The organism is Martinezella tropici (genome assembly GCF_003287875.1).
GTDB classification, from domain to species: domain Bacteria; phylum Pseudomonadota; class Alphaproteobacteria; order Rhizobiales; family Rhizobiaceae; genus Rhizobium; species Rhizobium tropici_C.
Genome location: NZ_QMKK01000031.1, coordinates 1 through 13,966, shown reverse-complemented (window position 1 = coordinate 13,966; position 13,966 = coordinate 1). Strand labels below are relative to the sequence as shown.

General features: G+C 58.8%; 13 protein-coding genes. 7 read left to right on the top strand and 6 right to left on the bottom strand.

What is annotated here, in order from left to right:
- Positions 1-17: 17 nt before the first annotated feature.
- Positions 18-1,199: a Fic family protein gene (locus DQ393_RS12680; protein WP_112342136.1), complete on the top strand. Its 1,182-nt coding sequence runs from the start codon at positions 18-20 to the stop codon at positions 1,197-1,199.
- A 324-nt stretch (positions 1,200-1,523) separates the two neighbouring features.
- On the opposite strand, the gene speB is transcribed toward DQ393_RS12680, so the two are convergent.
- On the bottom strand, positions 1,524-2,579 hold the full coding sequence (speB, locus tag DQ393_RS12675; protein ID WP_112342138.1) for an agmatinase: 1,056 nt from the start codon (positions 2,577-2,579) through the stop codon (positions 1,524-1,526).
- Positions 2,580-2,675: 96 nt separating this feature from the next.
- Between speB and DQ393_RS12670 the strand changes: the two genes are divergently transcribed.
- Positions 2,676-3,839 carry an aminotransferase gene (locus DQ393_RS12670; RefSeq protein WP_112342135.1) on the top strand — a complete coding sequence of 388 codons (1,164 nt, stop codon included), beginning with the start codon at positions 2,676-2,678 and terminating at the stop codon, positions 3,837-3,839.
- On the opposite strand, the gene DQ393_RS12665 is transcribed toward DQ393_RS12670, so the two are convergent.
- From DQ393_RS12665 to DQ393_RS12650, 4 genes are all read right to left on the bottom strand, one after another.
- Positions 3,816-4,346, bottom strand: coding sequence for a flavin reductase family protein (locus tag DQ393_RS12665; protein ID WP_112342134.1), 531 nt, complete (start codon positions 4,344-4,346; stop codon positions 3,816-3,818). The genes DQ393_RS12670 and DQ393_RS12665 overlap by 24 nt on opposite strands.
- Before the next feature lie 11 nt (positions 4,347-4,357).
- Positions 4,358-5,698, bottom strand: a complete 1,341-nt coding sequence (locus DQ393_RS12660; RefSeq protein ID WP_112342133.1) for an LLM class flavin-dependent oxidoreductase — start codon at positions 5,696-5,698, stop codon at positions 4,358-4,360.
- A 112-nt stretch (positions 5,699-5,810) separates the two neighbouring features.
- On the bottom strand, positions 5,811-6,752 hold the full coding sequence (locus tag DQ393_RS12655; protein WP_112342132.1) for a LysR family transcriptional regulator: 942 nt from the start codon (positions 6,750-6,752) through the stop codon (positions 5,811-5,813).
- Entirely contained in the window at positions 6,749-7,492 is a 744-nt protein-coding gene (locus DQ393_RS12650) for a UTRA domain-containing protein (RefSeq protein ID WP_112342137.1), read from the bottom strand. The genes DQ393_RS12655 and DQ393_RS12650 overlap by 4 nt, the downstream gene beginning before the upstream one ends.
- Before the next feature lie 228 nt (positions 7,493-7,720).
- Here DQ393_RS12650 and DQ393_RS12645 point away from each other — a divergent pair, with 228 nt between their 5' ends.
- The 4 genes from DQ393_RS12645 to DQ393_RS12630 all read left to right on the top strand — a co-directional run bounded on the left by DQ393_RS12645 (position 7,721) and on the right by DQ393_RS12630 (position 10,740).
- Positions 7,721-8,548: a transporter substrate-binding domain-containing protein gene (locus tag DQ393_RS12645; protein ID WP_112342131.1), complete on the top strand. Its 828-nt coding sequence runs from the start codon at positions 7,721-7,723 to the stop codon at positions 8,546-8,548.
- A gap of 97 nt (positions 8,549-8,645) precedes the next feature.
- The gene (locus DQ393_RS12640) at positions 8,646-9,287 is read left to right on the top strand and encodes an amino acid ABC transporter permease (protein WP_112342130.1); all 642 of its coding nucleotides are present in this window, start codon (positions 8,646-8,648) and stop codon (positions 9,285-9,287) included.
- Positions 9,284-9,952, top strand: a complete 669-nt coding sequence (locus DQ393_RS12635; RefSeq protein WP_112342129.1) for an amino acid ABC transporter permease — start codon at positions 9,284-9,286, stop codon at positions 9,950-9,952. The genes DQ393_RS12640 and DQ393_RS12635 overlap by 4 nt, the downstream gene beginning before the upstream one ends.
- On the top strand, positions 9,949-10,740 hold the full coding sequence (locus tag DQ393_RS12630) for an amino acid ABC transporter ATP-binding protein (protein ID WP_112342128.1): 792 nt from the start codon (positions 9,949-9,951) through the stop codon (positions 10,738-10,740). Before DQ393_RS12635 ends, DQ393_RS12630 begins: the two co-directional genes overlap by 4 nt.
- A gap of 262 nt (positions 10,741-11,002) precedes the next feature.
- On the opposite strand, the gene DQ393_RS12625 is transcribed toward DQ393_RS12630, so the two are convergent.
- Entirely contained in the window at positions 11,003-11,299 is a 297-nt protein-coding gene (locus DQ393_RS12625) for a hypothetical protein (protein WP_112342127.1), read from the bottom strand.
- A gap of 319 nt (positions 11,300-11,618) precedes the next feature.
- On the opposite strand from DQ393_RS12625, the gene DQ393_RS12620 reads away from it, so the two are divergent.
- The gene (locus DQ393_RS12620; RefSeq protein WP_112342126.1) at positions 11,619-13,958 is read left to right on the top strand and encodes a methyl-accepting chemotaxis protein; all 2,340 of its coding nucleotides are present in this window, start codon (positions 11,619-11,621) and stop codon (positions 13,956-13,958) included.
- Positions 13,959-13,966: the final 8 nt, after the last annotated feature.

Sequence of the window (13,966 nt, the reverse complement as noted above, 5' to 3'; positions counted from 1 at the left end):
AAAATCATACTATCGCCATGTCTGATTCTGAACGCTCTCGGCGGCTAGGACGCTTTGTAGAAACATCCGCAGCCGGCGAAAAGGTGCGAGCGTTTGTACCGCCGCCATTGCCGCCATGGCCGGCCATTGACGTGCTTTCGCTGTTGGAGCGCCTCAGCCTGGCGGAGCGAGCACTCGGACGCCTGGATGGCATCACAGTATTGCTCCCGCGTCAGGAGCTGTTTCTTTATATGTATGTCAGGAAAGAAGCTGTTCTATCCTCGCAGATCGAGGGGACGCAATCGACGCTGTCTGACTTGCTGCGTTTTGAGACAGAAGCGCAGGCGGGACAGCCGATCGACGACATACGTGAAGTTTCCAACTACGTCGATGCCATGATGTACGGTCTGGAACGGCTCGAAGCCTTTCCTATGTCGCTACGCCTAATCCGCGAAATGCATGCGCGATTGCTGCAAAGCGGGCGCGGCGGCACCAAGAATCCTGGAGAATTCCGCCGTTCGCAAAACTGGATTGGGGGAACACGGCCTGGCAATGCACTCTTCGTGCCACCGCCGGTGACGGAGATGGACGCTTGCTTAAAGGCGCTTGAGCAATTTATGCACGAAGATCGGTCGCGACTGCCCGCCCTCATCAAGGCCGGTCTTTTGCATGTCCAATTCGAAACGATTCATCCGTTCCTTGATGGTAACGGGCGTATCGGCCGCCTCCTGGTCACGCTTTATCTCTGCATGAACGGCGTTCTGCGCAAGCCGCTGCTCTATCTCAGTCTTTATTTGAAGACACATAGGGCAGAGTACTATCGGCTGCTTCAGGAAGTCCGCGAACAAGGCAACTGGGAGGGCTGGCTCGACTTTTTTCTCACGGGTGTTGCCGACACCGCCAATCAGGCGTTCGACGCTGTCACGCGGATTGTGGATGTGTTCAAGGAAGACCGTGACCAGATCACAACCGAAAGCGATCGCGCGGGTTCAGCGCTTCGCATTCACGATCTCTTTCAGCAAAATCCGTTCTTTACAGCAAATCAGCTCGTACAGAAGACAGCCCTATCTGCGCCCACAGTTAACGCGGCGCTCGCAGACTTGGAGCGCTTCGGCATCATCAAGGAAATAACGGGTCGCAAGCGCGGCAGAGTTTTCAGCTATAGCCGATATCTTGCAATTCTGAGTGAGGGCACCGATCCCTTGCCCCCGGCCGCGTGAACGGACCGAACATTTATAGGTCGCTGGTTCGTATCCGTTCAACTGCATGCTTTTTAAATCGCGAGGTCGTCACTTCGAATCCGCTCAAGAGCAAAAATTCAGTTACGGGTCAGATTCCCGGTCAGTCAGTTCGACTCTGCGATTGAGGTTATCGAGGCGCAGCCACGGGAATAATCCTGTCGTTGACGATACGGTAGATTGGTCCCATGGCGATGCCACCAACGATTACGTTCGCAGATACGAACGGTAGGGGAGCAAGCGTGGAAACCGCTCCGCCTCGCCGCGTCCGATCATCCGAATTGCTGAGGTTGGGGAGGTTTGTGTCTAGCGTTTGCCGACTGATGGGCTGAACACCATGAGGCTCAGGATTTCGAAGAGCACTTGAGCTCCAGCATGTGCGGTGTTGGTCGTCGCATCATATTGGGGAGCAACCTCGACGACGTCGCCGCCCACCAGGTTTATGCCCTTTAGTCCTCGTATCAGCTCAAGAACCTCACGCGTCGTCAATCCGCCGACCTCGGGCGTGCCCGTACCGGGCGCAAAGCTGGGATCGAGGCTGTCGATATCGAAGGAGAGATAGGTCGGGCCGTCGCCGATGATGGATTCGGCTTTGGCGATAACGGCAGGGATCCCCATTGCGCTGATGTCTTCTGCGTGGATCACGGTCATTCCCGACTTATAGGAGAATTCCCACAGATATTCCGCCGAACCACGGATACCGATCTGGATCGTCCTTGTCGGATCGAGCACGCCATCCAGCACGGCGTTGCGAAACGGTCCGCCGTGATGAAACTTCGTCTGATCGAAGGCTCCGCTGGTGTCGCAATGAGCATCGATATGAATGAGGCCCACCGGCTGATTCCGGCCGACAGCCTTCAAGATGGGATGCGTGACGGAGTGGTCACCCCCGACTGAGAGCGGTGCGACGCCGGCATCGACAATCTGGCCGATACGTTTTTCGATGTCGTCGTGGCTGAGTTCCAGCCGGTAGCGGCTCTGGAACGGTACGTCGCCAATGTCGGCGACGCGAAGATCGAAGACCGGCGCTGTTCCCAGAACATGGTTGTAAGGACCGATCCTTTCGATGGCGCGAAGGGCGCGTGGTCCGAAGCGGGAGCCGGGGCGGTTGGTGACGCCGAGATCCATCGGAATTCCCGTTATCGCGACCTGGAGATTGCCGAAATCGGGCTCGTCGGCTGCGACCTGCATGTAGGGCGCGCTGAGGAAGGTCGGCACACCGGCATATGGCGCCAGTCTCGTGCCGCTCTTGGAGATGATCTTCTCCGCCACTTTGCGAAACGTCTCATCGAATATCTCGCCGCCATTGCTGTCTGCAAATTCCGCGCGCAGCTGTTCGAGCCGCATCTTGTCCCACACCATGCGCATGCGTCTCCACTTGAGGCCCGTCTCACTCAACAAAGAGGTTGAGAAAGCAATTGGTATCGTTGTAGCAATCGGTATCAAAGAGAAATCGATATGACCGCTGCAAAATTCAATTCGTTCGTTTCCCGCCTCTCCCCTCCGCCCATTCCTTCCGTCGTCGCCTGGGGCCGCGAATACAAGGGATTGAAGGGGCCACTCATCGATCTGTCACAGGCCGTGCCCGGTTATCCCGCGCATCCTGAAATGCTGCGCCTTCTCGGCGAAACGGCTGCGCAACAGGCGATGACCGGCTACGGGCCGATCGAGGGCGAGCCTTTGTTGCGCCAGATTTATGCTGCTCATGTCGCAGAGCTTTATGGCGCGGATATATCTGCCGACAATATCCATATCACGGCCGGCTGCAATCAGGCGTTCATGTGCACTGCGATTGCGCTTGCCGGCGCGGGCGATACGGTAGCACTCACCAATCCTTTCTATTTCAATCACGACACGACGCTATCGATGCTGGGGATCGGGCGGTTGCTGGTCGACTGCGACCCCACAACCGACTTTCTTCCCGATCTCGGCTCAGCCGAAGCCGCGCTTGCAGCCGGCACGAAGATGCTTGCCGTCGTTACGCCCAACAATCCTACCGGGGCTGTCTATCCGCCCGGTCTGCTTCACGAGCTTTTCTTACTGTGCCGAAAATATGGCGCCTGGCTGGTTGTAGACGAAACCTATCGCGACTTCCTGGCCGAAGATTACGGCAGGCCGCACGCCCTGCTGTCGGAGCCGGGCTGGGAGGATACGCTCGTTCTTCTCTATAGCTTCTCGAAATCCTTCTGCATTCCCGGCCATCGCCTCGGCGCCGTCACGGCAGGCCCCGGGCTCATCGCTGAGATCGCGAAGGTCATGGATAATATGCAGATCTGCGCCCCGCGTTCGGCTCAGATCGCCGTTGCATCGGCTCTGCCTGTCCTTGCCGACTGGCGGGCCGGCAACCGGCTGGAAATCGCCCGCCGCGCCGATGCTTTGAGACAGGCCACTTCCGAGCTGATGGGTTGGGAGATTGTAGCGATCGGCGCCTATTTCGCCTTCGTTCGTCATCCTTTCGAGGGCCGATCGTCATCCGAGGTTGCTGAAGAACTTGCGAGGGAGCGCGGCGTGATCTGCATTCCCGGGGCATATTTCGGGGAGGGGCAGGAGCGGTACCTTAGATTTGCCTTTGCCAATGTCGATGTTGCTTCGATCAGGTTATTGCCGGATCGGCTCCGCTAGGCGATCAGCAGCAGGAAGGCCATGATAGCCGCCTCGCCAGTAGAGCAGCGGTCCGATGTCCTGCCGGATTTCCATTGCACGGATGTGCCCGATCAGAATGGCATGGGAATGATGCTCAAACACGGTTTCGAGCTTGCAGTCTAGGACCGTGAGGGCATTTTCAAGTGCGGCTGCACCCGTCCTGAGGCGATACCACCCGGCACCATCGTAGCGATCGGCACCCTTGCGGCCGTCAACACCGGCAAAGGATTGCGCCACATGCTGCTGGTCGGCCGCCAACACGTTGACGCAAAAGCAGCCGTACCGCTGCAGCGCCGGCCAGGAGGAAGAAGCCCTGTTGACGCTGACGATGACGGAAGGCCGATCCGCCGAAAATGAGGAAACCGAGGTCGCGGTGAAGCCGGTGCGGTTCTGTCCGTCACCGACCGTGATCACGCTGACCGCACCGGCCAGGTGACGCATCGATAGCTTGAATTCCGCGTCGCTGATCAGAGCCTCGTCGCTCACTGGACCGGCCCTCAGCTCTTGGCAAAACGGTTTGCCGGCGTGGAAATGCCGAGGTTTTCGCGCAGGGTTCTGCCCTCATATTCCTCGCGGAACAGCCCGCGGCGGCGAAGTTCCGGCAGCACGAACCGCACGAAATCGTCGAGGCTGGATGGTAGGGTCGGGAACATCAGGATAAAGCCGTCGGCCGCACGCGTTTCGAACCACTCCTCCATGTAGTCGGCGATCTGGGCCGGCGTGCCTGTTATGCCGTTTCCCGTATGCTTTTCGGCATAGTGCCGGATCAGTTCGCCGACCGTGTGGCCGCTCTTGACGAAATCGACCAGTTCGTCGAACAGCGCGCGCGATCCTTTCGGAGCGGCCGGTAGACGGTCCATCGGGAAGGGCTCATCGAGCGCCACGCCGCGCAGGTCCGCCTCCAGGAACTCGGAAAGCATCAGCCGCCCGACATCGGGATGCATCTTGTCGATCAGATAGTCCACCTTCGCCTTTGCCTCGGCCTCGGTTTCGCCGACGTTGATGACGATGCCCGGCATGACTTTCAGATCGTCTCTATCGCGGCCATAGGCCGCCATCCGGCTCTTGACATTGTCGTAGAAGGCCCGGTTCCGCTCGATGTTCGATGCGAGGCTGAAGACGATCTCGGCCGTGCGTGCGGCCATATCCATTCCGGGCTCAGAACCGCCCGCCTGGGCGATGACGGGACGGCCCTGGGGCGTTCGCGCAATGTTCAGAGGTCCGCGAACCTGGAAGTGCTTTCCCTTGTGGTTGAGGGTGTGGTGCTTGTCCTTGTCATAGTAGACGCCGTTTTCGCGATCGAGAAGGAGCGCGCCCTCCTCGAAGCTGTCCCAAAGACCGAAGACGACGTCGACGAACTCGTTGCCGCGTTCATAGCGCAGCGCGTGTGGATCCAGCCCTTCGCGATTGAAGTTGTAGCCGGTTTCGTCATGGTCTGACGTGACGACGTTCCAGCAGGCGCGGCCCTTGCTTAGATGGTCGATCGAGGAAAACAGACGGGCTACATTGTACGGCTCATAATAGCTTGTCGAGACCGTTGCCACGAGGCCGAGATCATTGGTCGTGACGGCCAGTGCCGAGAGCAGCGAGAGGGGTTCGAAACGGTTCATCTTCGTGGGAATGCGGGCAAGCGCATTCGGATCGCCGACGGCCGCTGCCGGAGAATCGGCCATGAACATGAAATCGAATTTGGCCGCCTCGGATCGTTTGGCGACATCGAGCAGATGCGCGAAGTCGTTGGCGCCGTTGACGTCGCTTGCCGGATGCAGCCAGGAGGCCGGATGAAAGCCGAACGTATAGACGAAAGTTCCGAGTTTCATCTTGTCGGTCCGCGCCATCGAACTCTCCCATTTTGCCGGTCACGCCGTTCCGGTTGACGGCGAATGCGCAAATTATCGCCAGGCGCAAAATTTCATCAATATCGCGGAGCTGAGTTCCGTTTTAGTTTTTCTAAAATGTCGATCCTGATGCCGACACCAGGCCCTGCTGGCGGGAAATGGTGAGAAGCCAATCGCGAAATTGGCGCCCGTAGGGTTTTTCCAGGGCCGCCCTGTCCCAGGCGAGAAAATAGCTTTCGCGCAAGGGAATGCGTATGTCGACGGGAATGACGAGCGTCTGCGCCTCGAGCTCATCCGCAATCATCGACATTTGTGCGAGAACGACGCCGCGCTTGTTGACGGCGGCGTCAATTGCGCTGCTTGATAGGGTGAAGGAAAGGCCGGCGGCGGTTTCTTCGAGCGCCGCTCCCGTCTTCGCGGCGAATTCAAGCCAGCTGGGATAGGGCGTGAAATGCCGCTCCCATTCGACATGCAGGAGCGGATATTGAAGAAGTTGCGCCGCAGAAGGCGCCTTGCCCTTGATCAGGGCCGGCGAGCAGGCCGGGACCACCCAATCGCGGAACAGTTCGCTATAGTGTTCATGCTGCAGCACGTCCGATCCGTAGCTGATGCGGAAATCGATGTCGTCGAAGCCCATGCGCGGTTCCTTGTCGCGCCCGACGATCCGGACATGCGCGTTTGGATGAAGGGCCTGCCAATCGAAGATCCGGCGCCCGATCCATTTGTTGACGACGGAAGATAGCGCGCTGAGGACAAGGGCATTCTCGTTGCGCGCCCGTTCCAGGACCTGCTCAGCAAGTGCGAATTGCTCGAATCCCTTCGATATTTCCTGATGATAGAGCCGCCCCCATTGGGTGAGTTCCACCGTGCGACCATTGCGCTCGAGCAAGGTGACACCGAGAAAGCTCTCGATCTTACGGATCTGCTGACTGATCGCTCCGGGCGAAACCTTCAGTTCCAATGCTGCGGCGTTCACGCTGCCGCAACGGCCGACGGCTTCGAAAGCCTGCAAGCCTTTGAGCGGAACTGCCCTGCTGATCCGCTTCTCGTTCAAGAGTCGCCTCCCTGCGACGGTTGATCGGTGACAGCTCTCTCATTCGGATAAAAGTCGCCGGCAAACTGGAAGCGATCGCCGGGATGGATGAACTCGACATAGGTGACCGTGCGACTGCTCTGCCATGTCTGACGGATGAGCGTCAGACAGGCTTCGCCGCGCTCGGTTTCGAGCAGGCGCGCCGTCGCGGCATCGGCCGAGACTGCACGAATGACATGCCGGGCCTTCGACCAGGGCACCATGTCCAGCAACCATTTGCCGGGTGGGACCGAAGCGAAACTCTCGGTTCTTGCCGATGGCACCAGGTCCAGCATGATGATGCGCCGCTCCAGCGCATTCGCCTTGCCGTCGACCGCATGCAGACAGTGAAGCCGCAGGATCTCCGCGCCCGTGGTTTCGCCAAGCCGCATCGCGGTGGCGGGATCGAGCCTCTCGATTTTCCGCATCAGCATCGTGTGGCTATGTTCGTGTCCCGCCAACTCCGCTTCCGTGGAAATATCTTGGATATCCATGACCGTGCGGTCGATTTGCCGCGAAGCGACGAAGGAACCGAGCCTGCGACGACGTATGATCATGCCGCGCTCGGCCAGGGTCGAAAGCGCCTTGTTCACCGTCATCCGGGAGCATCGATACTCCTTCAGCAGCTCATGTTCGACGGGTATTCGGTGCCCCGGCGGCCAGATGCCGCTCACGATCCTGCTTTCGATATCCTTCAGAATTCTCTGATGAATTGGGACCAACGCTCGCCTTGCTCCGGCAATGAATTCAGTGTCCGTGGAAACCGCGCCTGCCAGATCCATCGGGCATCATGCGGCATAATTCTTGCGTTCGTTATGTTTTGTATTTGACAGTGTAGGCGAGGCTGTATCTATTTGTATAGACAAAAGGTCATAAAAATCGGCCTGGCGGGACAATGCTTGGGGAATCTGAACCTTCCAAACGAAGGGTACAAAACTGGAGAGAAAGATATGAGGAAGAATTCGCTTCTGAAGGGTTTGGTGGGCGCCGCACTTTTGTTTGGCGCAACGATGTCGGCCCATGCGGCTGACACGCTTGCCGCCGTCAAGGCCGCCGGCACCCTGAAGGTCGGCACCGAGACGGCCTTCGCCCCATTCGATTTCATCGATGCAGGCAAGCATGTCGGCTTGAACGTCGACCTCTTCGAGGAGATCGGCAAGGAGCTGGGCGTGAAGATCGAATGGGTCACGCTGCCATGGGACGGCGTTTTCCCGGCACTTGAAGCTGGAAAGTTCGACGTCGTTGCCGGCCCGGCGACGATCACCAAGAAGCGTATGGAGCGCTATCGCTTCACGCCGCCTCTGGCTGAAGCAACCATCGCGATCTTGAAAAAGGCCGGTGACAAGACGATCAGCAAGCCGGAAGACATCGCCGGCAAGAAAATCGGCGTCGGCAAGGCGACGGCACAGCTCGATCAGCTGAAGGAGTTTTCCGAAACCCTGCCGACCAAGGTCGATATCCGCGAATATCCGGCCTTTACGGAATCCTACGCCGATCTCGCGGCTGGCCGTATCGCCGGCGTCGCCAATTCGCTGCCGAATATTGCATTCGTCGCCAAACAGCGTGAAGGCACGTTCGAAGTCGTGCTGCCGCCCTTCGGCAAGAAGTCCTATTTCGGCTTCATCGGCTTGAAGGACGCCGATCACGCACCGTTGATGGACGCCATCGATGCAGCCATGCTGAAGATCAAGGCTGACGGCCGCATGGCGACGCTGCAGAAGAAGTGGTTCGGTGCAAGCTTCGACACGCCTGACGCCGTCAAGGACCCGGCATTCTGATCAGTCCTCGGAAATCGGCCGTGCCCGCTTTGCTGCCGGGCACGGCTGATGAGCGAGATCCCAGCTTCCTGGTCACCACGCGGGCGAACACTCAACAATGTCCATCGAGCTCTTTGGGTTGCTTCTGCAGGCATCCATCTACACGGTGACGATCAGCTTTGTGTCGATCTTTATCGGTTTTGCAATTGCGATCCTGATTTCGGGAATGTTGCTGACGGGGCGTAGCCTTTTCGTGCGGCCTGCCCAGTTTTTCATCAGCTTTTTTCGCGGCGTGCCGCTGCTGGTGCAATTGCTGCTGATCTACAATCTGCTTCCAGCTGTCGGCCTCAACGTGCCGAGTGTCGTTGCCGCAATCATCGGCCTGTCGCTCTGCACGGCTGCCTATCAGGCAGAGAACCTGCGTGGCGGCTTTGCCAGCGTGCCGCGCGGGCTGGTGGAGTCGGCGGAGATGGTTGGCCTGACGCCGCGTCAGATTTTCCGCCGCATCAAAGTTCCGATCGCGCTGCGTCTCACATTCCCAGCTCTCGTCAACGAGGCGATCCTTATTTTGAAAGCATCGTCGCTGGTCTCCGTCGTCGGTATCGTCGAACTGACCCGCATGGCGCAGGATCTCGCCGGCAGCACGTTTCTGCCGCTGCAGATCTTCGCAGCCGCTGGCCTCATCTATCTCGTGATCAACTGGGTGGTCGCACTTGCCGGCGGCCTGATCGAAAGCAGATTGCCGGGGGTAGCGCGATGACCTTCGACATCAACGTCCTCATCGGCCAGTGGCCTGCCATCCTTAGCGGGGCCGGCGTCACGATCATGATCTGGATTGTGGGCACCATCGCCGCTGCCATTATCGGCTTCCTGATGGCGGTCGCCCGGCAATATGGCGGCGTAGTCGTCGACAAGGTGCTGGGTGCCATCGTGGCGGTGCTGCGCGGCACGCCGTTTCTTATCCAGATTTTCCTCGTCTACTACGGTGGCCCTTTCGTGGGCCTCGAGCTTGATCCCGTGCCGGCAGGATTGATCGGTATTTCGATCTATGGTGCTGCCTATTTCAGCGAAATCTTCCGTTCCGGATTTCGGGCCGTGCCGAAAGGCCATATCGAGGCTGGCGAATGCGTCGGCTTGACGCGCGGGCAGATCATAAGGCGCATTCTCCTGCCGGAGATGACGATGCTGGTGCTGCCGCCCTGCGTGAACATGACCGTCATTCTGATGAAGGAGACGGCAGTTCTCTCCATCATCACCGTGCCGGAATTGACCGCGACGCTGAGTGCGATCGGATCGCAGCAATATGCCTTCGTCGAGGCGCTGTCTGCCCTGGCGCTCTTCTACTGGGTGCTCGTCGAAGTCACCGGCTGGCTTGGCAACCTTGCCGAAACGAAACTTTCCAGATTCAGGTTTTTCAACGCATGAGCGTCCCCGCTATAGAAGTCAGGAATCTCGTCAAGACGTTTGGAGAGACCACGGTCCTCCACGGCATCGATCTTGCCATCGAGCCGGGGCAGGTCTCCTGCCTCATCGGCCCATCCGGCTCCGGCAAGAGCACGCTTTTGCGATGCATGGCTTTCCTTGAAGAGGCGACGCGCGGAACGATCTCCATCAACGGCGAGGTCCTTGGCTTTACCGAGGATGCTCAAGGACGTCGTGAACGTATCTCGGCAGCGACCAATCGTTCGATCCGCGCCCAGATCGGCATGGTCTTCCAGCAGTTCAATCTCTGGCCGCATATGACGGCGCTCGGCAATGTCAGCGAGGCTTTGAAGACGGTTCACAAGATGAGCCGTAAGCAGGCCGAAGATGCGGCCATGGTGCAACTCGTCAAGGTCGGGCTCGAGGCAAGGGCAGGACATTATCCATCACAGCTTTCGGGCGGACAACAGCAGCGCGTGGCGATTGCCCGCGCCCTGGCATTGAAGCCGAAGATCATGCTGTTCGATGAGCCGACCTCGTCGCTCGATCCGGAACTGACCGGCGAAGTCTTGAACGTCATGCGCGACCTCGCGGCCGAGGGCATGACCATGGTGGTCGTTTCGCATGAAATCGGTTTCGCCGCGACCGTCGGCCAGCAGATCATCTTTCTCGATCATGGCAAGGTGCTGTTTAGCGGGCCGCCGCAGGAGGTCTTCAAGAAGCCGAGAAATCCTCGTCTCGAGCAATTCCTCGATACCTATCTCGACCGTGGTGCGTCGATGTTGCTCTGACATCGCGTCAAGCGGCTTGAGCCAAGCCTCGCTGTTGCTCCGGCGAACCTGTTTGGCACCGGCAAAGCCGAAATCAGTCGCTATGGCGAATGGTGCATGTGATCACATCTCCTCCTACCGCATACGCCGCGGATGGAAACTCGGAAGAGAGCGGCTGATGTGATGCCGTAAGCAGATGGTGCTCCACTTTCGTAGGAGCGATCACCAAACGACGGCTGAAGTCGCCTGTGCGACGCTGGGGAAGTGGCGCGAAGGCGGCGCTTCAGTCCTTTGTTTCGAGGATCAGACGGATCGGATTTCCATCACGTGCCGCGGCCTTGATTGCCGCCGATATCTGCTGAAGCCGCCCACGCGCGACGAGAGCCTCCGGCCGTGGGACTTTTCCAGGACCCGCATCGATAAAGGCGGACCAGTCGTATTCCGAGTCGAGCATCGCCATGAATGATGTCGCGACGATTGCTTCGCCGCAAGCGGCGCATCGAAGTATGTATGAACCTCCGTGGACGATCGACTCGGTCTTGTGCAGTCCGCATGAGGTGCAGGTCAACGTATTATCCATTGCATTATCCAATCCCTACCGGCTCGAAAGCGTCTCGACGACGGGGTGCGGCAGGCCGGGGATTACTTTCGCGCTCCCGCTCATCTTACGAAGGATCTGTCTAAACACCCCCTGTGTTTTTAGGGGCATTAATCCTGTTTCAATAAAGCTTGGCTAGCTTTGTTTTTGATTGGGCAGGGCATGACGCGCCTGTGGTCGGGCGGTGCCTCGACGGCTCACGGACTGCTTTTCTTTTAGAAGTTTCACCACAAGAGCTCCAGAAATACGGGTTTGGCGAAGCGGGTTAGCGTCATGGCACCCCGAACGTAGGTGAGCAATTATGATTTTTTCTCTGCGCAATATACTTGTTGGAATTTTCCTTTTTCTCAGCATCGCTCTATGTGTGCTGACGGGATCGTCGACGCTTGATGCCTATCGCGATGCAGGCAAGTATGCCGACGTCTCGAAGTTCACCTTGCTCGACCGCGCGCTCTTCCAGACACTCGCCAACTTTCGCAACGAGCGAGGTGACGGCTCGTCGCTCGCCAAACTTGAGCTTGGCTCGCAAGATGCAACGCTCGCCTTGTTGAAAAAGGATAGGGGCATCGTCGACAAATATATGGGTGACGCAAAATCGGTCTTTGCAGATATCGACGACCAGGCGCTCGAAGCCCCGATTGCCGACGTCATGAACGCCTATGATCGGGTAGTTGCATTCCGCTCAAAGCTCGACAGCGAAGTCGCCAGGAAGCTTGCTGATCGCGACCCGACACTGCAAGCCACGACGCTGGACCTCGGTCAGCAGCTCTTGACCGCGTTGGAGGCAGGTTCGACCGCCGTCGAAAGCCGGATCCGCACGAGTGATCCCTCAATGACGGCACTCATTCAGATCCGTGCACTGACATGGTACACGCGCGCAACGGCTGGGGCTGCAAACCTGTTGTTCGTCAACACGCTCGCCTCCGGAGAGGCGATGAAGCCCGAGGACGTCAGCAAGATCCAACAATTCGATTACACTGCGAATTTCACCTGGGAACAGATCGGTACTCTGGTCAATCATCCGTCGACACCACAGGTCGTCAGAGACGCCTATAAAGTCAGCAGCGCGACCTTCTTCAACGGTGATTTTGCAGCAAAACACAGTGCATTGCTTGCGAAGTTCGCAGCTGGTGAGAAGAAGGCCATGCCCCTTGACGACTGGCGCCCGCTTGGCAACGCCGCCCTTCTGACCATCACGAACACCGCCGCGGCAGCCGCAGACGGCATGGTCGCGAACGCATCCGCCAGCCAGAATGATGCGTTCGTCAGCTTGATCGCCTACGGGCTCACTTTCCTTGTTTCCGTGGTTCTGAGCATTACGGGCATCTGCGTCATCATCTTTCGCGTCACCAGGCCCGTGGGCGCGCTAACCCATTCCATGACCGCACTCGCCGAAGGCAACCTCTCGGTCTTGATCGGTGGCGTCGAACGGCGTGATGAGATCGGCGCCATGGCGCGTTCTGTCCAGATTTTCCAGCAGGCAGCTCTGCGCAACAAGGCGCTCGAAGCCGAAGCCGCCGAGGCACGCATTTCATCGGAGAACGAACGCCTCGAAGTCCAGCGCCGCGCCGAAGCAGAGGCCGAAGAGCGGCTGCTGCAGGCTACGGGCTCGCTTGCGACAGGACTTCGTCATTTGGCATCCGGCGACCTGCGGTGCGAGATCGAAACGCCGCTGGCTGCGCAGTTCGAAGCTCTGCGTCACGATTTCAATTCGTCGGTCAGCCAGTTGCGCGCTGCGATGTCTCAGGTCGGCCACGCCGCGTCACTCGTAAACAGCGGCAGTTACGAGATTTCGCAGGCTTCCGATAATCTTTCCAAGCGCACGGAGCAGCAGGCCGCCTCGCTGGAAGAGACGGCAGCGGCGCTCGAAGAGGTTACGGCCAATGTTCAGTCGACCTCCAAGCGGGCTGGCGATGCCCGTGATTTGGTACGCGGCGCCCGGTCGCGGGCCGAAAACTCCAGCCAGGTCGTCAACAATGCCGTCAATGCCATGGGCAGGATCGAGCATTCGTCCAAGCAGATCAGCCAGATCATCAGCGTGATCGACGAGATCGCCTTCCAGACCAACCTGCTTGCGCTCAACGCAGGCGTCGAGGCAGCACGTGCGGGTGAAGCAGGCAAGGGCTTCGCCGTCGTCGCCCAGGAAGTCCGCGAGTTGGCCCAGCGTTCGGCCAATGCCGCCAAGGAGATCAAGGTTCTGATTGGCAATTCCGAAGTCGCCGTCGGCGAAGGCGTGAAACTCGTCAACGACACCGGCGAGGGTCTCGCAGCTATTGCCGACCTGGTCCTGCAGATCAATCAGCACATGGATGCGATTGCAACGGCCGCTCAGGAGCAGTCCATGGGGCTTTCGGAGATCAACAGCGCTGTCAATCACATGGATCAGGCGACACAGCAGAATGCCGCCATGGTTGAAGAGATGAATGCGGCCGGCGCAGGTTTGGCCGAGGAAAGCAAGCGTCTCGGAGAGCTCCTGAGCGCGTTCCGCACAGGCGAAACCGAGCGCATTGAGCCACAGGCGAAGTCCGTGGCCCGGCTTGCCTCGGCCCCGACAGCCGGTCGGCCTGCTGCTCGCCCCGCTCCCGTCACGCAGGGCAATGCTGCGCTTAAACGTCTCCAGCAGGAGTGGTCGGAGTTCTGATTAAGCCT

What these genes read in the sequence shown, in the direction of transcription:
- speB (WP_112342138.1), bottom strand. Translation starts at nt 2,579, where the DNA reads ATGGTGTGGGACAAGATGCGGCTCGAACAGCTGCGCGCGGAATTTGCA.
- DQ393_RS12645 (WP_112342131.1), top strand. Translation starts at nt 7,721, where the DNA reads ATGAGGAAGAATTCGCTTCTGAAGGGTTTGGTGGGCGCCGCACTTTTG.
- DQ393_RS12630 (WP_112342128.1), top strand. Translation starts at nt 9,949, where the DNA reads ATGAGCGTCCCCGCTATAGAAGTCAGGAATCTCGTCAAGACGTTTGGA.
- DQ393_RS12670 (WP_112342135.1), top strand. Translation starts at nt 2,676, where the DNA reads ATGACCGCTGCAAAATTCAATTCGTTCGTTTCCCGCCTCTCCCCTCCG.
- DQ393_RS12680 (WP_112342136.1), top strand. Translation starts at nt 18, where the DNA reads ATGTCTGATTCTGAACGCTCTCGGCGGCTAGGACGCTTTGTAGAAACA.
- DQ393_RS12625 (WP_112342127.1), bottom strand. Translation starts at nt 11,299, where the DNA reads ATGGATAATACGTTGACCTGCACCTCATGCGGACTGCACAAGACCGAG.
- DQ393_RS12620 (WP_112342126.1), top strand. Translation starts at nt 11,619, where the DNA reads ATGATTTTTTCTCTGCGCAATATACTTGTTGGAATTTTCCTTTTTCTC.
- DQ393_RS12640 (WP_112342130.1), top strand. Translation starts at nt 8,646, where the DNA reads ATGTCCATCGAGCTCTTTGGGTTGCTTCTGCAGGCATCCATCTACACG.
- DQ393_RS12660 (WP_112342133.1), bottom strand. Translation starts at nt 5,698, where the DNA reads ATGGCGCGGACCGACAAGATGAAACTCGGAACTTTCGTCTATACGTTC.
- DQ393_RS12635 (WP_112342129.1), top strand. Translation starts at nt 9,284, where the DNA reads ATGACCTTCGACATCAACGTCCTCATCGGCCAGTGGCCTGCCATCCTT.